Below are 21,249 nucleotides of genomic sequence, written 5' to 3'. Positions count from 1 at the left end.
CTACCGTGGCAACCGGCATCTGGGGTGTGCTGCGCTCCGGCGTGGTTGTGCAGGGCACCGGGCCATGGGGAAAGGTGATGCTGTGGGGAGGCATCGGACGCTACGGCTTCACGTGTGCCCGGCAGGTTTGGTACGCGGCGTACGCTGATCCCGACCGCACGGCCATCATCGATGACATGGGAGAGATCACCTATAGCGAGCTGCGCGATGATGCCCAAGCCTTGGCACGGGTGTTCCTCTCCAAGGGCATCGATAAGAACGGGCGCGTGGGCGTGATGGCCCGCAATTCCCGCATGATTCCGATGATCCTGGCTGCAAAGGGCTTTTCCGGAGCCTCGATTTACCTGCTGAATGTGGCAAGCTCTTCGAATCAGCTCAAAGAATCCATTCGTGAGCATGAATTGGACGCAATTTTCCTTGACGAGGAATTTGCCCATCATCTGCCTGCGGATTGGGATGAAAGCGAAGTAGTCATCGCGCACGCGGAGGATTTGCAGAACCCGCAGGGAGCAAACCCTGGCTGGAAGACCTTCCAGCAAGTGATCGATAGTGCGCCGAGCGCAAAGGAAGTAAAGCTTCCCCGCCGGCCACCGCAGGGCAGCATCGTGATCATGAGCTCTGGCACGTCCGGCACGCCAAAGGGTGTGCGCCACCGGGAGCCGATCATCCCGATTCCGGTCATTTCCATCATTCCGCGCATTGGTTGGAAAGCTAACCTGACCGTGCAGCAGACTGCCTCGCTGTTCCACAGCTGGGGCTGGGCTAACGTCAACATCTTGTTTGCGCACCGCTCCACGGTGGTTTTCCGCCGTAAGTTCGATCCCGTACAGGCAATGGAAGACCTGCAGAAATACAAGTGTGATGCCATCGTCACCTCTCCCATCTTCATCAAGGAGCAGCTGAAGGTGGCCCAGCAGGGTGATTACGATATCCAGCCACTGGAATTCATCGTCTCCTCCGGCAACGTGATGCACGAGGACCTGGTGAGCGGGCTGATTGAGCAGTTCGGCCCCGTGGTGCGCAACTTCTACGGCTCTACGGAAAACTCTGTGGCTACCGTTGCAGATGCCCAAGAAATGGCAACCAATCCAGCCACAGTGGGCAAGGCTGTGGCCGGTGTGCGCTTGAGGATTCTGGACGAGAACGGCAAGTCCCTTGGCCCCAATGAAGTGGGCCGGATCTACTGCCGCGGAATCATGAGTATGCGCAACTACACCAATGAGCGAGACAAAATGGTGGAGCAGCGCGGACTGCTCGAGGTGGGCGACCGCGGTTACCTCGATGAAGAGGGCCGTCTGTTCGTATTGGGCCGTGCGGACGACATGATCATCGTCGGCGGCGAAAACGTCTACCCACGCAGCGTGGAAGAAGTGCTCTTCTCCATGCCGGGCATCCGCGATCTCTACGCCAAGGGCGTGGAGGACGAGGAGACCTTCCAGCGCATCAAGCTGTGGGTGGTGCGCGATGAAACCCCAGAGGGTGAAGCGCTGACCGAAGAGTCCATCCAGCAGTGGGTCCGCGAGAACCTGTTGGAACCAGCCGTTCCTCGTGACGTGGTCTTCATGGATCGCCTGCCACGTAACCCGACTGGCAAGGTCATGCCTCGCGAGCTGCCCGTGGGCTAGTTGACGTGCCCGTGGTGGGGCGCGTGGGTCCACCGTGGTCGGTGGAGTGTGAGGGCGACGCCAAAAGCAATCACGAACAAGCTGCCCAGCCAGGCAATGAGCGTGATCCATCCATGGTGGAAGAAGAATCCCGATACCCAGCCGAGGATCGAAGAGCCCAGGTAATAGCTGAGGATGTACATGCTGGAAGCTTCAGCTCGATCCGAGGTGGCCGCTAGGCCCACCCATGAGCTGGCCGTGGAGTGCGCTGCGAAAAATGACGCGGTGAACAGCAGCGTGCCCATCAATGTGGCCCACAGCCATGGCGTGAGCAGGAGCAGTAATCCGGCAACAGCCAGAAGCAGGGAACACGTGAGCACCGCTCCGCGCCCGAAGTTCTTGATGTAGGTTCCTGCCCGGGCAGAGGACCATGTGCCGGAGAGGTACAGGATGAAGACAAAAGCGGCCAGTGAGCTGGGCAGACCAAAATCGCTGACGAGTCGGTAACCCAGGTAGTTGTACAGGGACACGAACGCGCCCATCATCAGGAATGGCAGCAGGAATAGCTTGATGAGTGTGGGGTTACGCAAGTGCCCGCGCAGGGCTGAAAACTCGTGAGACCACGTGATCTGCTTGGGCTGGAAATTACGCTGCCCGGGGAGGATCACGGCGGTGAGAATCGCCGAGAGAAAAGCGAAGATCGCCCCGGATAGTACCGCGCCGCGCCATTCGAAGAACTCCAGCGCGGTGCCGGGGATGAGGCGCCCAATCAACCCGCCCAGCGTGTTACCCGCGATATAAAAACCCATCACCTTGGATAAGTGGCGGGAGCTGATCTCCTCCGAGAGGTAGGCCATCGCCACCGCCGGCACCCCGGCGATCGCGATTCCCTGTAGTGCACGCAACGCGATGAGCGAACCAATTGATGGCATCAGGGCCAGCAGAAGAGAGATAGCGGTGGTGGCGAGGACTGAGATTTGGATGACGCGGCGTCGACCAAATCTTTCACTGAGAATGCTGGTGGGAATCACTGCCAGCGCCAAAGCACCCGTGGTGGCGCTCACCGTGAGGGCGGCGGTGGTGGGGTTGATGCCGAAGGAGCTGGACAGATTGGGCAGCACTGCTTGCGTGGCATACAGGGCGTTATAGGAGGCCAAGCCCGCGCAGAGCGCGCCGATCATCGCGCGACGGTAGCCCGGGTCTGCGGGCTTGAGACCGTCGGCGGCGTGATCGTCGTGCTGCGGGGTGCCAGTAGCCATGCCTACAAGTGTGCCCGCTCCCGGTGTTAATCACCGAAAGCGGGCTGGGGTTTAAACGCTCAAGAGAACTTAAGCGCTCAAGAGAACTGAGTCACTTGAGGAAAACTTAAGCACCGATGGTGCCGAAGTCATCCTTCCATGCCACCACGGTGGCTGGGCGAGCCAGAGAGTTACCGCCATCTGGCCAGTGGGAGGTGGTGTTTTCCACGCTGGCTTCATCATCTTCACCTGGGTGCTGAACGTTAACCAGCACGCGCTTTTCGAAGACGATCGGACCACAGGTCTCTGCGCCTGCTGGCACGGTGAGGAACTGCTTGGTCAAGCCGCGGGCATCGCCCTCGAGAGCCACAGCGAAGAGACCATCGTTGGAGTCCAGCGCGTTGCCGTCGGTGGAGATCCACAGGTTGCCGAAGGAATCGAAGGTCAGGTTGTCCGGGCAGGAGATCGGGGAGACCTTGGACTTATCAAAGCCACCGAAGTAGGTCTCAGCTGCCTCGGGATCGCCACAGACCAGCAGCAGGTCCCACTTGAACTTCTCACCGGTGTGCTCATCATCGAGCTCCAGAACCATGCCGTTCTTGTTCTCCTGGATCGGAGCCCACTCAGCGATCGGAGCATCGTTCTTGCCCTCGCGGTTCGCACCGCGGTACTCGTTGTTGGTCAGTGCAGCGTAGACCTTGCCGGTGGTTGGGTGTGGCTCAACATCTTCTGGGCGGTCCATCTTGGTGGCGCCTGCCTTGTCGCCTGCCAGGCGGGTGAAGACGATTACTTCCTCAGCGGACATTCCGTCGATGTGGGACTCAGCGGAACCATCGGCCTTGACCGTGACCAGCTTCTTCCATTCGCCGTCGCCATCGTATGCGCCGTCTTCCGGAAGCTTGCCGGACTCGGAGAAGTCATCTGAATTGCCCTGGAAGGCAGCCACGTACAGGGTGCCTTCGTCCAGGATCTTCATGTTCTCTGCGCGATCCTCAGGGGTGTTGCCGGAGCGGATCTTGCGGGAGGAGACGAACTTGTAGAGGTACTCGAAACGAGTGTCATCGCCGGTGTATGCCACCACGGAACCATCGCTGGTTACGTGAATGTTGGAGCCTTCGTGCTTGAAGCGGCCCAGGGCGGTGTGCTTGACGGGAGTGGACTGTGGATCCCAAGGGTTGATCTCCACCACGTAATTGAAGCGGTGTGGCTCGTTGGGTTCCTTGCGAACATCCCAGCGGTCCTCGAAGCGCTCCCACTTGCGGGCGGTTTCTGCATCCTCGATGCCGTAGCGCTTGAAGCGCTTGCGAGCTGCCTCATCCTTGACCTCTTCGCCACCGGCGAAGTACTGATCCACATTTTCTTCACCAGAAAGGATGGTTCCCCATGGGGTCACACCGCCGGAGCAGTTGTTAAACGTGCCCTCAACGATTTTTCCTTCGGGGTCCTTGGTGGTCTTGACCAGGTCGTGACCAACGATGGGACCGCGCAGTTCGAATGGGGTGTGGCCGTGGATGCGGCGGTTGTACTTGCCCATCACTGGCTTGAGGCGACCGTCCTTGTCGTTACCCTCAACCTCAACCACGGAGAGTCCGTGGTTGGCCATTTCGATCATGACCTGTTCTTCGGTGGGGTTTTCCGCATCGTAGCCACGGAACATCTGCTGCGGGGTGGTGTATTCGTGATTGGAAACCAGCAGGAAGTGGTTCTTCTGACCTTCGATCGGCAGCAGGGCTGCGAAGTCGTTGTTGAAGCCGTACTGGCGCTTGGCATCTTCCACGTTCTGGTTGTCTACGGACCACTCGCCCGCACCCTCTACGACCTTGTCGCCCCAGCGGATGACAACATCGTTGGAATATCCCTTGGGAACCGTAATTGCATCTTCGGTGTTGGGTGCGACCATCTCGAAGTTCAGGCCCTGTGGGGTGGGAACATCAGCAGCAGCGCTGGAGGAACCGGCTGCTTCGGAGGAGTTGGCGTCGAGCCCATTGCCATTATCCGAGCACGCGGCGATGAAGGACGCGCCACCCACGGTGACCACAGCGGCGCCACCGGTGCGGAGGGCGGAGCGGCGGGTGAATGCGCGCTCCATGAGGTCGCCGAAGTAAGCGTTATCGGACGTGTTGGGGACTGGCTTGCTGCAGGCGTCGCCGCACTTGTAGATGCATGTCCGGTGGGAACGGCTAGAACGGAAATCCATCTTAGCCAGCAAATTACGGCCCTTGAGACCCATTGAGAACTCCTAGTCACAGGTGCACCGGTTGTGGGCGGTGCGTCATCGTCTTGAACGAAGTAAACGTTATTGCACCGGAGTGAATGATTACTGGACTCAATGTGCACATCAGGTGAACGAGGAGTGTGCGGGAAACGACTAAGGCTTAGCTATCAAGCGCCCCACGGCTCGCCATCCCCACAGCAGCAGCGCACTCACCGTGCAGGCCACGATCACGAATGACCAGTGCGGAAGCTCGCCATTGCGCAGAGTCCACACGCCCAGCCCCGCCAGCACGGTTCCCAGCCACACCGGCAGTGCCGAGGAGAGCTCATGGCCCGAACGTCCACCCAGAAATCCGAACCACAGCAGCAACCATGCAGCCAGCGCGCCCAGCCAGAACGGCCACGCGGTATTCAGCCAGCTGAGGAAGTTCAGGGGAGCCTCCGCGCTCTGGTGAGCGATGCATGCGAACAGGGCAAACGCGGCGATGGCCACCAAATCACAAATCACGGCAGTGACAGCGGATTTGCTGCGCGATGGAAGTGGTGCGGCGGAGACAGTCATGGGGTCATTGTAGAGCCAACCGGCAAGACCTCAAGAATTTTCTTTTTTCTCGACGCCAACCTGAACCCCTTGCGGTTCCTCCCGCACTGGGGTGGTGTCCAGCACCGGGCGCGCGAGCTTGGCACCGAAGTACACAATCCATCCCAGCAGGGTCAGTCCCACGAAGTTCACCATGCGGTAGACCAGCACAGCGGCGAAGGCATGCACGGAGGTCATCGCGGCCAGACCCACCAGCGTGGTGGTCAGCGCCACGTCCACAGGTCCCAGACCGCCGGGAGTGATCTGGGCTTGCCCCACCAATTTGGATGCGAGGAAACTGAGCACCACGCCGGCGATGGGTGGCTCCCCGCCAATAGCCATGATGCAGGCCAGCAAGCAAACGATCTCTAGAATCCAGTTCATCATCGAGTAGAAGATGGCCAGGGTTAGACGGCTCAACCTGAGTTCCACCGCGGAGAGCTGATTAGTAAAGGATTCAATGGGTTGCGTGAAGCGATCTTCCGGACGCCCGCGCCAGCGGTTAAACGCACGGGAGCGGGCGATCAGCCAGGTTTCCACTTTCTGCGTGTGCGTGGCCACCCAATTGGTGATCACCGCCACCACCAGCAATCCCAGTACGGAGAGAGCCAGGGTGAGTGGTTTAACCGTGAGCCCCAAGAAGAACACGCTGCCGATGGCCAAGATGGCCATGCCCGCTCCGGCCAGTGCACCGGAGAGAATCATGTACCAGCTGGCGATGACCGGGGTGGCTCCCCACTTCATCTGCTCGCGGAAGATCATTGCCGCGCTGAGCGCTGGCCCGCCGGGGAAGGACGCGCTCCACGCATTGGCTGCCAAGCCCAGCACGTTCACGGCTCGTCGCTTGACGTTGACTCCCGCACTGCGCAGCAGCACCACCATCACTTCCGCCTGCGCTGCCATGGAGAGCAGGGAGAAGCCCGCGGCGATCAGAATCCACTTCAGATCAGCGCTTTTGAGCTCTCGCCAACCATCGCCGATGAAGTGCATGTGATCTCGCGCGATGAACGCGATGGCACCCAAGATCGCGAGGACGAAGATGCTTTGGGCGCGCTTGGTCCGGGAATAGTGGCGGAGTTTCTGCCAAGTCACTACTTGGCGCCACCTTCGTCGTTCATTCGCTTCATGAGTTCAGAGAATGGAACGGTGCGGGAGTGCTCCAGCGCTCCGCCTTCGGTATCGCGGGCGGTGATGGCCCGCTGGCCCCGGTTCGCGCGGCCGCGCAGTTCGCGGTTAGCGGCCAGCTCAGCCACGGTGAGCCGCTGCGGTGCTGAGGATGAGGAGGCGGAAGTAGAGGCGGCGGTGGACTTTGCGGATGCCGCAGCTGGAGCGGATTCTAGCTTCTCGTTGTGCCCCACCTTTTCGCTGAGGGACTTGACCCACTTGGGCGCCCACCAGTTGTCTTCCCGGAGCATGTGCATCACGGCCGGAACCAGCAGCATGCGGATGATGGTCGCATCCAGGATCAGGGCAATCACCATGCCAAAGGCGATGTATTTCATCATCACGATGCTGGAGAAGCCGAACGCGCCACAGACCACGATCATGATGAGTGCGGCGGCAGTGATGATGGAACCAGTGGTGGCGGTACCGAAGCGGATCGCCTGATCCGTGCTGGCGCCGCGGGCGCGCGCCTCCACCATGCGGGAGACCAAGAAGACCTCATAGTCCGTGGACAAACCGAAGATGATGGCCACGATCAACACCAGGACGGGGCTCATCAATGGGCCCGGGGTGAAGTTGAAGAAGTCCGCGCCCACACCCTCCACGAACAGCAGGGTCAGCACGCCCAAGGTGGCGCCCGTGCCGAGGATGTTCATGATGACTGCCTTGGCGGGGATGATCAAGGAACCGAAGATCAGCGCCATGAGTACGAAGCTCACCAGCATGATGTACAGGAGCATCCACGGCAATTTCTCGAAGAGCGCGTTGATGGATTCCACTTCCAGCGCCGGGGTGCCGGCGACCATGACGTTGGCCCCATCGACCCGGAGATCATGCAGGTAATTGACCACTTCTCCGTAGTCCTTGCGATCCGCCACGGCAGCGGAGAGCACGGTCACGTTGTCCTTGGTGGCCTGGGAGACCTGGAACGGAGCAACGAGGCCCTCTACCTGATTGGCCTGCTGGTACACCTGGCTCACCACGGAAGGGTCGCCCTGGATAACCAGCTTGACTGGATCCGTGCGGAAGGTGGGGAAGCTTTCGTCGAAATGGCCTTGAGCCACGCGGGTGGTTTCGCTCGGTGGCAGGTAGGTCTCATTGAGGCCACCCAGCTTGATTCCGGTCAGGGGGATGGCCAGGGCCAGCAGGCCTGCCACCAGCACCAGGGTGACGGCCTTGGAGTGACGCATGGCGAAAGTAGGGATCTTGCCCCACACGCCGTTGACCACTTCCGAACGCTTGCGGGATTGCTTCTTGATGGCCCACTTATCGATGTTTGGCCCGAGTATCGCGAAGATACTGGGCAGCACAGCAACCGAAAGAATGGCGGCCAAGGCCACGGCGGACATGGCGCCGTAGGCAACGGATTTCAGGAAGGCCTGCGGGAAGATCAGCAACCCGGAAAGGGCCACTGCCACCATCAGCGCACTGAACACTACGGTCTTGCCGGCGGTGGCGGTGGTGTTTTTCACGGCCACGCGCACTTCATTGCCTTCGGCCATCTCCTCGCGGAATCGGGACACCATGAAGAGGCCGTAATCGATGGCCAATCCCAGTCCCAGGAGGGTCACCACGGATTGAGCGAAGACGTTGATCTGGGTGGTTTGCGCGAGGATCGAAAGCACGCCAGCCGAACCCATGATGGACAGTACGCCCACCAGCAGTGGCATGCCCGCGGCGATGACTCCGCCGAACACCAACAGCAGCAGCAATCCCACGGCGGGCAGGGCGATGAGCTCCGCGCGCTTAATATCGTGGGACATGCCTTCATCCAGCGCACCGGAGACAGCGGTGGCGCCCGCTACTTCCACGCTCACGCCATCAGCGGAGATGTTGCGCAGATCATCTTCCACCGCGCGGTAATTCTTCAGCACATCTTCGCCAGTGCCTGCCATGGCGATGGAGGCAAAAGCGGCGGTTCCATCCGCGTTGGCTAGCTGGCGGGGGCCATTGTTGAAGAAGCTGTTGATCGGCCCCAGGTTTTCGCTGTGCTCTTTCTGCAGCGCATCGAGCTGCTGGGAAATGGAGCGCTTGACCTCTTCGGTCACCGCGCCACCTGGGGTCTCGCTGCGCACCAGCAGGATCACATCGCCGGAATCATCGCGCCCGAAAACCTCTTGTTCCACGGCTGCTGCCCGGGTGGACTGGGAATGCGGATCATCCCAACCCTCCTGGCTCATCCGATCGCCCAACTGGGTGCCGAAGACGGCGAAGAGCGCCACGATGGCAGCGACAATCACCAAGGGGATGATGCGGCGGAAGCGGTAGGCGATGTCGCCCCAAGTGCTGAACATCCGGCGGTCTCCTTAGCGAGTGATCTGGGTGGTCTTGATGGACCGAGTAGAACAGGTGAAACGGGTAAAACAAATCAATTGGATTACGTTAATGGAATCACATTGAATGAACAATTAATCCAATAAGGTCATGAGGGATCGGAATGGTTGCAACCAGGCGCCCATATCCGGCAGAGCCTCCAAGCTCACGCGAGGCAGTGGTTCACGGAAGACTCCCTCGATTTCCTCGAGATCCACGAAGTCGATTACCGCAGAATCTACCGCCCAGTGCGCTTGTTCCTGGAAACCAATCACGGTCACGGGTATGTCTTCTGCCAGTTCTTCCAGCAGCTCTTTGAAGTTTCGCCCGTCAGCGCTGGCAACGATTACTCCGTCCAGAACGCCTTCAGTATGGCGTCGACGAATATGGGCCACCATGTCTTCATCAACATCGGTTTCTTCGTCCAACTTGGGCTTGGCGAACACCGCAAAACCCACGTTGCGCAGGGCATCCACCCATGGGCGAATCAGATCCGCGCTGCCGGGCACCACGTTGGTAAAGACGGTCGCCTCGGGGGTCACGGCACTGCCGAACTCCGCTTCCATCTCGCGGGAGAGCTCGATGAGCCAGCGGCCCACGGCGTCGAATCGCGGACGGTAAGGCGCGGTGGGGCGGTTACCCAGGATGGAGCCCAGGCCCATGTCCATGTTTGGCGCGTCCCACACCAGCAGCAGGCAGGGGTCAGGCTGCGTGGCAGAGCCGAGGAGGTGGGGAAAATCCCCGGGCTCGTTCATCGCTTCCGCCATAGGTATTCCTTAATCAAGTGGTCCTTCTCCAGACCTTTGCCCTCGAACTTGGTGATGATCTGGCGGTTGGTCAGCACGGGAATCTCGGATTGATCCTCCGGCCATCCCAGGTATTCCAGCATCGGCTCGGTGTCTACCAGCTCATCGATCCACTCCGCATAATCCGCGTGATCTGTGGCCACGTGCAGGATGCCGCCGGGCTGGAGGCGCTCGGCGATGAGGTGCAGCGTGCCCGTTTGAATGATGCGACGCTTGTTATGGCGGGCCTTGGGCCATGGATCGGGGAAGAAGATGCGCACCCCGGCCAGGGAATTCGGGGCGAACATGCGCTGGAGCACTTCCACTCCATCACCGCGGATGAGGCGGATGTTATCGATCTCCCCGCGGATCGAGGCGCCCAACAGCTTGGCCAGGCCCGGGCGGTAGATCTCCACCGCCACGATGTTCGTGTCTTTTTCCAGCGGGGCCATCGCTGCAGTAGACGTGCCCGTGCCGGATCCGACCTCCACGATGGTGCCGTTGGGAGCCTGTCGGCCAAACCACTCATCCAGGTCGATGACCTCGTCAGAGAGCACCTTTCCCCGGGATGGCCAGTGCTCATCCCACAACGCGGATTGGTTCTCGGTGAGCGTGCCGCGACGGAAACTGAAGCTGCCCAGTCGCGGATAGTCTCGGCCATCGTTAAACTCAGTCTGTGGTGGGCGACCTTGGGGGGCCGCGCCAACGGCACTGGCATCAGGATTTTCCGTGTGCGGATTCGCAGCGCTCGGCTTAGTTACGGACTGTTCTGCTGGGGCGTTATCGGAATCGTTCATCCCGTTTATTGTTACAGATTGCGGGTCTATTTAGGGGGAGCGCACGTGAAGAAGATCGCAGTTATTGGGCCGGATCAGCAGCATACGCATGCGGTGGCCAGCCAATTGACTCGTTGCAAAGCCATCGTGGGTGCAGGTCCGGGGGAGGATCTGGACGGCGTGGTGGCAGTGGTGGGTTCGTGGACACCAGAGGATCAACGGGTGGTGGATGCCATTTCCCAGGCAATGGGAGCCGTGGTGCTTTACCGCCCAGCAAAACTGGAGAAGTCGGTGCAGGAGAAGGCTGCGTACGAGAAGGCATGGCCGCAGCAACCCGGCGTGTACCACTGCACGCGCGTGGCGGATGTGCAGGATGCGGTGGATGCCATCGCCTTGAACAAACAACGCTGGGAGGCGGATGCGCGCCGGGCTGACCTGGAGAGGACCGAGCGGGTTCGGGTGGCTGTGAAGTTGGAGATGAACCGGGTGGCGTCGGAAATAATCAACGAGCACCCGGATGCAGCCAGTGCTCATCAGGCCTTTGTGCAGCGCCTGCGGTTGGCGGTGTTGCGCCAAGGCGTGGCCTGCCCGAGCATTCCGGAGCAGGTGGGGGAGGCCAAGAGCGCGGACGTGGAGAGCCGTATGCCGCAGCTCCTGGCCCTGGGCGCGGGAGTGTTCGGTGGCCTGGCGGTGGGCTTTGCGTTCGGCCGGATGCTCGGCCAGCCGTGGTGGGGAGTGGCCGCGGGTCTCCTGCTGGCGTTGTTGGGTGCGGCGGTGCGCGTGTGGATGGTGCGCTCGGCCGAGCGGCAGGCGCGGAGTGTTCGCCAGGCGGCGTTGTGGCGGGAAAAGTGGGTGGAGATCACCACGGATGTGCTGACTCGGGTGCAGATTCCCCGCGTGGCCGATGCGGTGGGTGGTCGGTAATGTTCTTTGATCTCGACGCCGCCCCAGCCCAGCTCAATCCCATTTCTCCGCTGGTAGACCCGGGTGATGCTGTGCCCGGTGCGGGCCAGGGCCTGCTCATGGAACTGCGCGGGACGGATTATCTGGTCCCGGCCTTGGAGGATGAGGAATCCGCCACGTTCACCGATGAGGAGGGCATGAGCATCCTCGCGGACACGGATGGGGACGGGCGCATCGATTACGTCTCCAATGTCACATTCGATGGGCAGTGGTCTGCGTGGCGATGGCAAGAAGATGCTGGTGAAGGCGATAATACACCCGCTGGCTTACCCCCGAAGTCCCCCGATATCGGGGATGATACGTGGCGTCAGGATCGGTGGATATGTGTTGAACGGGGGGAATGGGGCTAGGCTGTATGGAAAAGTCTCAGTGCTTGGGCTCACAGTATTCTCAATGTGTAGCCCCGCAAAGTTATTCTGGGTATTGAGACAGTATCCAACCAGAGGGAGATATTCGATGACCATTCGTGGACTTGTCGGCGAGGCGCCAACCAACCACAAGGAAATGCTGGAGTGGATCGAGAAGAGCGTTGAGCTTTTCCAGCCGGACGCAGTGCAGTTTTGCGATGGATCTGACGAAGAATGGGACCGTCTGGCCGCCGAGCTCGTAGAAGCCGGCACCCTCGTGAAGTTGGATGAGGAAAAGCAGCCTAACTCCTACCTGGGCCGCTCTAACCCAGCTGACGTGGCACGCGTGGAATCCCGCACCTTCATCTGTTCGCAGAAGGAAGAGGATGCTGGCCCCACGAACAACTGGGTAGAGCCACAGAAGATGCGCGATGAGATCCTGGAGCACTTCTCCGGCGCAATGCGCGGCCGCACCATGTACGTGGTGCCTTTCTGCATGGGTCCCATCGATGATGAAAACCCCAAGCTGGGTGTGGAAATCACGGACTCCGCTTACGTGGTGATGTCCATGCGCATCATGACCCGCATGGGCAAGGAAGCGCTGGACAAGATCGGCGACAACGGCGAATACGTCAAGGGCTGGCACTCCGTGGGCGCACCTCTGGAAGAGGGCGAGCAGGACGTGGCATGGCCATGCAATGACACCAAGTACATCGCCCACTTCCCGGATGACCGTGAAATCTGGTCCTTCGGCTCCGGCTACGGCGGGAACGCCATCCTGGCCAAGAAGTGCTACGCGCTGCGCATCGCCTCCGCCATGGCTCGCGAAGAGGGCTGGATGGCTGAGCACATGCTCATCCTCAAGCTGATCTCCCCTGAGGACAAGGCCTACTACATCTGTGCGGCATTCCCTTCCGCCTGTGGCAAGACCAACCTGGCCATGATTCAGCCAACCATCCCCGGTTGGCGTGCCGAGGTTGTGGGCGATGACATCGCATGGCTGCGCTTCGGCGAAGATGGCCGCCTTTACGCCGTGAACCCAGAAAATGGATTCTTCGGCGTGGCTCCAGGCACCAACTACTCCTCCAACCCGGTTGCCATGAAGACCGTGGAGCCAGGCAACACCCTCTACACCAACGTCGGCCAGACCGACGAAGGCTCCGTCTGGTGGGAAGGCCTGGAAGGCCGTCCAGAGCACCTCACCGACTGGCTGGGCAACGAGTGGACCCCTGATTCCGGCGAAAACGCCGCCCACCCGAACTCCCGTTACTGCGTGCCCATCGCGCAGTGCCCAACGGCTGCGGAAGAATTCAACGACCCCAAGGGTGTTCCCGTGTCCGCCATCCTCTTTGGTGGCCGACGCCCAGACACCGTTCCGCTGGTGACCCAGGCACGCGACTGGAATCACGCCACGTTCATCGGCGCCACCCTGGCTTCCGGTCAGACCGCTGCGAACGCGGAAGCTGCCGTGGGCTCCCTGCGCCACGATCCAATGGCGATGCTGCCATTCATCGGCTACAACGTGGGCGATTACCTGCAGCACTGGATCGACATGGGCAAGAAGGGCGGCGAGAACATGCCGGACGTCTTCCTCGTGAACTGGTTCCGCCGTGGCGAAGATGGCCGCTTCCTCTGGCCAGGATTCGGTGAGAACTCCCGCGTGCTCAAGTGGGTCATCGACCGCATCGAAGGTCGCGTGGATGCCGAGGAGACCGTGGTGGGTAACACCGCGCGCTTCGAGGATCTGGAAACCGATGGCCTGAGCGAGACCGAAGAAGACATCCGCGAAGCGCTGTCCGTCAACCCAGAGGATTGGGAGCGCGATCTGGCGGATAACGAAGAGTGGCTCAAGTTCATGGGCCCCAAGGTTCCTTCCGAGGTGTGGGATGAATTCCACGCTCTCAAGGAGCGAGTGGAGAAGGCTACTTCTTAGGAACTAGCTGCTAGCTGCGGGTTTTCTGCATAGAGAACCCGAAGATAAGCCGGTGTGAATCGCGATTGTGCGAGTCGCACCGGCTTTGTGCTGTCTGGAGCGATGCAGCGGGGGAGCGGAGCGGGGGAGGGGAGCGGGGGAGGGGAGCGGGCAAGACAGCGGGGCAGTACATTCGGGGCACAGCCAGCTACTAGACAGATCGGTATGTTCGCACTAACGTGACATGTCTAGTAATTGACACAGGTCTGCACACGCAGACCCCTCAGACGTTTCTTGAAGGAATTCCATGCTTCTCACTGGCCTTGGCCTCGGAGTCATCTTGGGCTTTGTCATGCAACGCGGACGCTTCTGCGTCACCGGCATGATCCGAGACATCTTCACCCAAAAATCTTGGCGCGGCTTCAATGCCCTGCTCATCGTCATCGCGGTGCACGCGGTTGGTCTGGCCGCGCTGGGCACCGCTGGTGTCATCGATGCGCAAGCCGATACCTTCGCGCCACTCGGGGTCGTGGTTGGCGGGCTGGTCTTCGGCATGGGCATCATCCTGGCGGGTGGTTGCGCGTCCGGCACGTGGTACCGCTCCGGTGAAGGCCTGGTGGGCAGCTGGATTGCCCTGGTCATGTACGCGGTGTCTGCAGCTGCCATGAAGGCTGGCGTGCTCTCCGGTTTCAACGACGCCATGGGTGCGTGGAGCCTGGAATCTACCTCGGTCCAGGATTCGCTGGGCATCTCCGTGTGGTGGCTGGCCATTCCTTTCGCCGCCTTCGTGGCCTTCCTCACCGCGCGTTTCCTCCAGCAGGAAAATGCCCGGCCCAAGATGGCACAGCTCAAGCCCAAGAAGACCGGGCTTGCCCACCTCTTGGCCGAAAAGCCCTGGCACTTCTACTCCACCGCAGTGATCATCGGCGTGCTGGGAGTTATTGCTTGGCCACTGTCCGCCGCCACCGGCCGCAACAGCGGCCTGGGCATCACCACTCCCACCTCGGACACCCTGCGTTTCCTGGTCACCGGCGATAGCTCCCGCCTGAACTGGGGAACCCTGCTGGTCCTGGGCCTGCTGGTGGGCTCCTTCATCGCCGCGAAGGCCTCCGGCGAATTCCGCGTCCGCGTACCTGATGCCACCCAAACCAAGCGTTCCGTTTCCGGCGGCCTGATGATGGGCGTGGGTGCGTCCCTGGCCGGTGGCTGCACGGTGGGCAACGGCATGGTGCAGACTTCCCTCTTCGGTTACCAAGGCTGGGTGGCCCTGGCATTCATCGCCGCCGGCATCTGGGTGGGAGCCAAGCTGTGGCTCAAGCCAGCCGAGTTCGCCGAAGCTGGTTCCGAACCTGGCCTCGCCCCAGCGCCCTCCAGCCCCCGCGGTGGCAGCAAGCTCACCGTTGATTTCGCCCAAGCCCCACAGGGCGTGTTGGGCGGAGGCACCGGTGTGCTCACCGCACAGCGCCCCGTTGTGGCCGCCGAATCTTCTTCCGACGCCAAGTCTGTCCCCGGCCTGCGCTCTCTCGGAGAGGGACGTTATGCCCTCGACACACTCGGCGCAGTGTGCCCATTCCCGCTGATCGAAGCCAAGGACGCAATGACCCGCCTCGATTCCGGTGAAGAGCTGGTCATCGATTTCGACTGCACCCAAGCCACGGATGCCATCCCTCGCTGGGCATCAGTTGATGGTCACGAAGTCACCAACTTCGAGGCCACCGGCGATGCCGGATGGACCATCACGGTGAAGAAGGACGGCGCAGTCTAAACACTGCCCGTCCCGTGAGATCCGCCAGGAAACCTAGCTGTCTTCAGCTAGGTTTTTCTTGTGCTTGCGATCCATTTCCTCATACGCAGCGTAGGTTTCGCGAGCGCGTTGCTCACGCTCGGCGCGCTCTTCGGGGGACTCGTGGCGTCGCTTATAAGAACGGTAAACGAGGAAGGCCACCACGGCCACGATGGCCAGGATCAACACCACGTAAATGATGCTGGAATACTGATCGATGAAGTCCGTGACCTGGTGCCAGTTCGCGCCCAGGCTCACTCCGAGCCAGATCAGCAGGGCATTCCAGAGCGAAGAGCCCAGCGTGGTCCACAGCACGAACTTGCTCAGCGGCATGCGATCCACGCCGGCGGGGATGGAGATCAGGCTGCGGATGCCGGGGATCAGGCGGCCGGTGAACACCGAAAATGAGCCGAACTTGTGGAACCAGCGGATCGCCCTGTCCACATCCTCGCCCTCGGTGAGCGGCATTTTCTCTGCGATCGCCCGGAGGCGGCGGGCACCCACCGCGGCTCCCAGCCAGTACAGGACCAGCGCGCCGATAACCGAACCCGCGGTGGCCCAGATGAACGCAGCAACGGCATTGAGCTCGCCCTGGGTGGAGGTGAAACCAGCCAAAGGCAGCACCAGCTCTGAGGGGATGGGCGGGAAGACCGTCTCCAAGAAGATGGCCGCACCCACACCTGGGGCGCCGAGCAATTCCATCAGGCTGACAACCCAATTAACGATGCTATCGAACACTTATGCCTACACTTTCTCCACTGCCCGGCCAGTGACGGGCCGGTAGCGCATATGGGGAGCAAATAACTGTGCCCACCTTAGCGGAACGCCCGCCCGCTGCAGTTATGCAACGGGCGGGCGTTCAGGAAACTTCACTCACGGGTGAAGTGGGCTACAAGTGATTAGCCCTTCAGGGAAGCAGGTGGGGTGAAGCGCTCACCGTACTTCGCAGCCAACTCCTCGGCGCGAGCCACGAAGCCAGCCACTCCCGTGGTGGGGTAGTCGCCACCATCAGCTTCGGCGGTCTTGCCCTCGGGCAGAACCGCGGCAGCTGGGCGATCGTAGTTCTTGATGTACTGACGGGTGCCGCCGGTCCATGCTGGGAAACCAATGCCCATGATGGAGCCGATGTTGGCGTCTGCATCAGACATGAGAACGCCCTCATCCACGACCTTCTGGGTCTCCAGAGCCTCAGAGAACAGCATGCGCTCGATCAGGTCGATCAACGCTGGGCCTTCACCCTCTGCGGTCTCCAGGCGGTTGCCGGAGGTGGCGGTTTCGGCGTCGGGAACAGTGACCTTGCCTGCGCCCATCTCGTCCCACAGTCCGCGCCACAGTCCGGCGCGACGGCCTTCCTCGTTATACTCGTAGAAGCCCTTGCCCTCGAGCTTGCCGGGACGGTCGTACTCGTCCAGCATCTTGTCGACGATGCCGGTCACGCCGCCATCATCCACGGACTCGCCAGCGGCTTCCTGAGCGGCCTTGGTCTCGGCACCGATCTTGCGTGCCAGCTTCAGGTTCAGCTCATCCTGCAGCTGCAGTGGAGGAGCAGGGTAGCCAGCCTGGCGACCCGCAGCCTCGATCACAGTGGGATCCACGCCCTCGGCCAGCATGCGCATGGCCTCGTTGAGGAAGAAGCTGATCACGCGGGAGGTGTAGAAACCGCGGGAGTCGTTGACCACGATTGGGGTCTTGCGGATCTGCTTGGTGAAGTCCAAGGCAGCGGCAAGGGTCTCATCGTTGGTCTCATCGCCACGGATGATTTCCACCAGAGGCATCTTGTCCACTGGGGAGAAGAAGTGGATGCCGATGAACTCCTTGGGGCGGGAAACGCCCGCAGCCAGCTCGGTGATGGGCAGCGTGGAGGTGTTGGAACCCAGCACACAATCGCTAGGTACGGCTGCCTCGATCTCAGCCCACACCTTGTGCTTGAGCTCGGTGTTCTCGAACACGGCCTCGATGACGATGTCACAATCGGAGAGATCGGAGTAGTCAACGGAAGGCTTGATGCGCTCCAGCAGAGCCTTGGACTTCTCCTCGGTGGTCTTGCCACGGGAGAGAGCTTTTTCCTCCAGCTTGACGGAGTAATCCTTGCCCTTATCAGCAGCTTCCTGCTTGATGTCCTTGAGCACGACCTCCATGCCGGACTTGGCTGCCACATAGGCGATTGCTGCGCCCATCATGCCAGCGCCGACCATGCCGAGCTTCTTGAACTGCTTCTTCTCCACGTCCTTGGGGCGGGAGCCGCCGCCGTTGCAGTACTGCAGGTCGAAGAAGAAGGCCTGCATCATGTTCTTGGCGGTGGAGCCGGTGACCAGGTCCACGAAGTAACGAGTTTCCACCGCGGTGGCTTCCTCGATGTTCTTCAGCTGTGCGCCTTCCACAGCAGCCTTGAGGATCGACTGAGGTGCTGGCATTGGCGCACCCTTGATCTGCTTGGTCACGTTGGCTGGGAAGCTGGGGAGAACAGCAGCCAGTGCCGGGGTGGTTGGGGTGCCACCGGGGATCTTGTAGCCCTTGACGTCCCAAGGCTGTGCAGCCTCAGGGTTGGCCTGGATCCACTTCTTGGCTGCATCAAGCAGCTGATCTGCGGAGACGACCTCGTCGATCAGGCCGGTCTTCTGTGCATCCTCCGCGCCGAACTGACGGCCGGTGGTCAGCACCTTCATCAGTGCATCCTGCAGGCCGAGCATGCGGACCACGCGGGTGACTCCGCCGCCGCCGGGCAGCAGGCCGAGGGTGACCTCTGGCAGGCCGATCTTGATGCCCTTGGCATCAGAGGCGATGCGGTGGTGGGTAGCCAGGGCAATCTCTAGGCCGCCGCCCAGTGCAGCACCGTTGATAGCTGCTACCACTGGCACGCCGATGGTTTCCAGGGCGCGCATGGTGGCCTTGGAATCATCCAGCTGCTTGGTGAGCTGAGCTGCATCGGCCGGGGTGGCCTTGATCATGTTCTTGATATCGCCGCCGGCGAAGAAGGTGGACTTCGCAGAGGTGAGGATGATGCCCTTGATCTCGCCGGATTCCACGCCCGCCTTGGCCTTCTCCACGATGGCGGGGAAGTCCTGGAAGAAGGTCTGGTTCATGGTGTTGACCGGCTGGCTTGGGTCATCCATGGTCAGGGTGAGGATGCCGTCGCCATCGATCTCCCACTTGAACATATTGTCACTCATTATTTCTCCTGTGAGGTTTCGTTTTTTCTCGAAATAGGGGGAGTTTTGCGCTTAGACGCGCTCGATGATGGTGGCCACACCCATGCCGGCTGCGACACAGAGGGTGATCAGTGCGTAGCGGCCACCGGTGCGGTGCAGCTCGTCCACGGCGGTGCCGGTGATGATGGCGCCGGTTGCACCCAGTGGGTGGCCCATGGCGATAGCGCCACCAGAGATGTTCAGCTTCTCGTCAGGGATGTTCAGGTCACGCTGTGCGCGCAGAACGACGGAGGAGAATGCTTCGTTGATCTCCCAGACATCGATGTCATCTGGCTGCAGACCGGCCTTGGCCAGCGCTGCGCGGGAGGCAGGGGCTGGGGCGGTGAGCATGATGGTGGGCTCCACACCGGAGGTGGCAACGGAGACAACCCGGGCGCGTGGCTCCAGGCCGAAGTCCTTGCCGGCCTTCTCGCTGCCGATGGCCAGCAGTGCTGCGCCATCGACGATGCCGGAAGAGTTACCAGCGTGGTGCACGTGGTTGATCTTCTCGATCTGTGGGTACTTGGTCTGGCCGACAGCGTCGAATCCGCCCTGCTCGCCGACAGCAGCGAAAGCTGGGCGCAGGCCGGAGAGGGATTCCACGGTGGTGCCGGGGCGGATGGTCTCATCGCGGTCCAGCAGGGTCACGCCGTTGATGTCCTTGACGGGCACTACGGTGCGGTCAAAGCGTCCCTCTTCCCAGGCCTTGGCAGCGCGCTCATGAGAGCGGGCAGCGTAGGCATCCAGGTCTTCGCGGGTCTTGCCGTCCAGGGTGGCGATGATGTCCGCGGAGATGCCCTGTGGGATGAAGTCGTTGTAGAAGTTGCTGGCTGGATCCAGTGCCAGCGCGCCACCGTCGGAGCCCATGGGCACGCGGGACATGGATTCCACGCCACCGGCGAAGACCAGGTCATCCCAGCCGGAGCGGATCTTCTGCGCCGCAAGGTTCACGGCGGTCAGGCCGGAAGCACAGTAGCGGTTCACCTGCAGGCCGGTTGCGGTGTAGGGCAGGCCAGCGTTGAGGGCTGCGGTGCGGGCGATGTCCATGCCCTGGTCGCCCACTGGGGTGACCACACCAGCGATGACATCGCTGATGATGTTTGGATCAATGCTTGGGTTGCGCTCGATGAGCGCTTCGATGAGTCCGCTGAGCAGATCCACAGGCTTGACCGTGTGCAGGGAGCCGCCTGGCTTACCCTTTCCACGTGGGGTGCGTACTGCGTCGTAAATAAAGGCCTCTGAGGCGCCAGTGCTACTGGTCATGACGTTCCTTGCTTCCAATCGTCGAAGGTTGGGGCATATGGTCGGGGTTGGTTGGTTGGTGGGTGGTCTATTTATCGACGCTACCCGCAACAACCGAGGCGTGTCTCACACCTTCTCGCACATGTCCGTGTGTCACGGGTCACTGTACCAATGAGCCCCCTTACTTATGTATCGATCACTGTTTTTCGATACCCCCAAAAGCACCAGGGCCCGCCAGCACCCGCTGACGCGCCTCAACGCGCCTCAACCCCCAGCAACGTGCAGGAGCACGCCGTGCACCTGCCACAACCCCCCGCGCGGACCAGCCCTACTGCTTGCGGAACACCAGCACCAAGTTGGACACCGCGAATTCGCGCAGTCCCGGGATCTTCACCATCCACCACGCCCACCACGGGTGATAGCGCGGGAAAGCTGCCAGCAGCTCTGCGCCTTCCATCTGTTGGGCGAAGTGCATCCCTTCCCCGCAGCCCACGTCAAACAGGCTTTCGCCCCAGCGGTTCTTGGGCTCTACCCCGTGCGTCTTCTTGTACCTGCGCGCCGCGAACTCCCCGCCCACGTAGTGCTGCCACAAGCCAGTTTCATGCCCGCCGAAAGGACCCAGCCAGATGGTGTAACTGTAGATCATCACCCCGCCAGGCTTGGTTACCCGCAGCATCTCCTCCGCCATGCGCCAAGGCTCGGGAACGTGCTCGGCCACGTTGGAGCTGTAGGTGATATCGAAGGCTTCGCTACGAAACGGCAGGTCCAGGCCAGATCCCCGGACCGAGGATTGCAGTTGGATACCGGCGGCAGACATCTCGCCCACGTCTGGCTCACAGGTGATGTATTCGGCCCCGGCGTCGGAAAAAGCAATGCCGAAGTAGCCTGGTCCGCCACCTACGTCCAGAATCCGGGTGCCTTGCAACGTGGCCTGACCTGCGGGATCTGCCCCCTGCCAGATTGCGCGGATGAGGTCTACGGTGTCGCGGGCCAGCAGGCCATAGAACTTGCCGGGATCGGTTTGCTCAAACCGAAAGGCGCCGAGGAGCCCGAATGCGCGCTTCAGCGTGGCCTTGCTTCTCCACACGCGCAGCGCGGGCGGAACCAGCCAAGCGGGACTTAATTTTCTCATTTTTTGTG

Annotated in this window: 16 protein-coding genes; 5 read left to right on the top strand and 11 right to left on the bottom strand. The window is 61.2% G+C overall.

Annotated elements, in window-relative coordinates:
- Positions 1–5 precede the first annotated feature (5 nt).
- Positions 6–1,625, top strand: coding sequence for an AMP-binding protein (locus tag IRY30_RS09590; RefSeq protein WP_288814811.1), 1,620 nt, complete (start codon positions 6–8; stop codon positions 1,623–1,625).
- On the opposite strand, the gene IRY30_RS09585 is transcribed toward IRY30_RS09590, so the two are convergent.
- The 7 genes from IRY30_RS09585 to trmB form a co-directional block, all read right to left on the bottom strand.
- Positions 1,622–2,863, bottom strand: coding sequence for an MFS transporter (locus tag IRY30_RS09585; RefSeq protein WP_194557197.1), 1,242 nt, complete (start codon positions 2,861–2,863; stop codon positions 1,622–1,624). The two genes, IRY30_RS09590 and IRY30_RS09585, sit on opposite strands and share 4 nt — an antisense overlap.
- A gap of 106 nt (positions 2,864–2,969) precedes the next feature.
- Complete coding sequence (locus IRY30_RS09580) at positions 2,970–5,072, bottom strand: PhoX family protein (protein WP_194557196.1); 2,103 nt, start codon at positions 5,070–5,072, stop codon at positions 2,970–2,972.
- 138 nt (positions 5,073–5,210) lie between these two features.
- The gene (locus IRY30_RS09575) at positions 5,211–5,618 is read right to left on the bottom strand and encodes a DUF3054 domain-containing protein (protein WP_194557195.1); all 408 of its coding nucleotides are present in this window, start codon (positions 5,616–5,618) and stop codon (positions 5,211–5,213) included.
- 30 nt (positions 5,619–5,648) lie between these two features.
- Positions 5,649–6,728 (bottom strand): lysylphosphatidylglycerol synthase transmembrane domain-containing protein, encoded by a 1,080-nt coding sequence (locus tag IRY30_RS09570; RefSeq protein WP_194557194.1) that lies wholly within the window; start codon positions 6,726–6,728, stop codon positions 5,649–5,651.
- Positions 6,728–9,094: an MMPL family transporter gene (locus IRY30_RS09565; protein ID WP_194557193.1), complete on the bottom strand. Its 2,367-nt coding sequence runs from the start codon at positions 9,092–9,094 to the stop codon at positions 6,728–6,730. The genes IRY30_RS09570 and IRY30_RS09565 overlap by 1 nt, the downstream gene beginning before the upstream one ends.
- A gap of 114 nt (positions 9,095–9,208) precedes the next feature.
- A complete protein-coding gene (locus IRY30_RS09560) occupies positions 9,209–9,868 on the bottom strand; it encodes an NYN domain-containing protein (protein WP_194557261.1) in 660 nt (219 codons plus the stop codon).
- Positions 9,865–10,695, bottom strand: a complete 831-nt coding sequence (gene trmB / locus IRY30_RS09555; RefSeq protein ID WP_194557192.1) for a tRNA (guanosine(46)-N7)-methyltransferase TrmB — start codon at positions 10,693–10,695, stop codon at positions 9,865–9,867. The genes IRY30_RS09560 and trmB overlap by 4 nt, the downstream gene beginning before the upstream one ends.
- 45 nt (positions 10,696–10,740) lie before the next feature.
- On the opposite strand from trmB, the gene IRY30_RS09550 reads away from it, so the two are divergent.
- From IRY30_RS09550 to IRY30_RS09535, 4 genes are all read left to right on the top strand, one after another.
- Positions 10,741–11,598 carry a hypothetical protein gene (locus tag IRY30_RS09550; RefSeq protein WP_194557191.1) on the top strand — a complete coding sequence of 286 codons (858 nt, stop codon included), beginning with the start codon at positions 10,741–10,743 and terminating at the stop codon, positions 11,596–11,598.
- On the top strand, positions 11,598–11,987 hold the full coding sequence (locus tag IRY30_RS09545; RefSeq protein WP_194557190.1) for a DUF6802 family protein: 390 nt from the start codon (positions 11,598–11,600) through the stop codon (positions 11,985–11,987). Before IRY30_RS09550 ends, IRY30_RS09545 begins: the two co-directional genes overlap by 1 nt.
- Positions 11,988–12,093: 106 nt before the next feature.
- Positions 12,094–13,917: a phosphoenolpyruvate carboxykinase (GTP) gene (locus tag IRY30_RS09540; RefSeq protein WP_194557189.1), complete on the top strand. Its 1,824-nt coding sequence runs from the start codon at positions 12,094–12,096 to the stop codon at positions 13,915–13,917.
- A gap of 286 nt (positions 13,918–14,203) precedes the next feature.
- The gene (locus tag IRY30_RS09535; RefSeq protein ID WP_194557188.1) at positions 14,204–15,661 is read left to right on the top strand and encodes a YeeE/YedE thiosulfate transporter family protein; all 1,458 of its coding nucleotides are present in this window, start codon (positions 14,204–14,206) and stop codon (positions 15,659–15,661) included.
- 33 nt (positions 15,662–15,694) lie between these two features.
- Here IRY30_RS09535 and IRY30_RS09530 read toward each other — a convergent pair whose 3' ends face one another.
- The 4 genes from IRY30_RS09530 to IRY30_RS09515 all read right to left on the bottom strand — a co-directional run bounded on the left by IRY30_RS09530 (position 15,695) and on the right by IRY30_RS09515 (position 21,241).
- Positions 15,695–16,417, bottom strand: a complete 723-nt coding sequence (locus IRY30_RS09530) for a DedA family protein (RefSeq protein ID WP_194557187.1) — start codon at positions 16,415–16,417, stop codon at positions 15,695–15,697.
- A 161-nt stretch (positions 16,418–16,578) separates the two neighbouring features.
- A complete protein-coding gene (locus IRY30_RS09525) occupies positions 16,579–18,849 on the bottom strand; it encodes a 3-hydroxyacyl-CoA dehydrogenase NAD-binding domain-containing protein (RefSeq protein WP_194557186.1) in 2,271 nt (756 codons plus the stop codon).
- Positions 18,850–18,900: 51 nt separating this feature from the next.
- Positions 18,901–20,130 (bottom strand): acetyl-CoA C-acetyltransferase, encoded by a 1,230-nt coding sequence (locus IRY30_RS09520; protein ID WP_194557185.1) that lies wholly within the window; start codon positions 20,128–20,130, stop codon positions 18,901–18,903.
- A gap of 307 nt (positions 20,131–20,437) precedes the next feature.
- Entirely contained in the window at positions 20,438–21,241 is an 804-nt protein-coding gene (locus tag IRY30_RS09515) for a class I SAM-dependent methyltransferase (protein WP_194557184.1), read from the bottom strand.
- Positions 21,242–21,249: the final 8 nt, after the last annotated feature.

This window comes from Corynebacterium suicordis DSM 45110 (genome assembly GCF_015351405.1).
Classification (GTDB): domain Bacteria; phylum Actinomycetota; class Actinomycetes; order Mycobacteriales; family Mycobacteriaceae; genus Corynebacterium; species Corynebacterium suicordis.
Note: the sequence above shows the minus strand (reverse complement) of the source record. Positions and strands in the feature narration are given on the sequence as shown.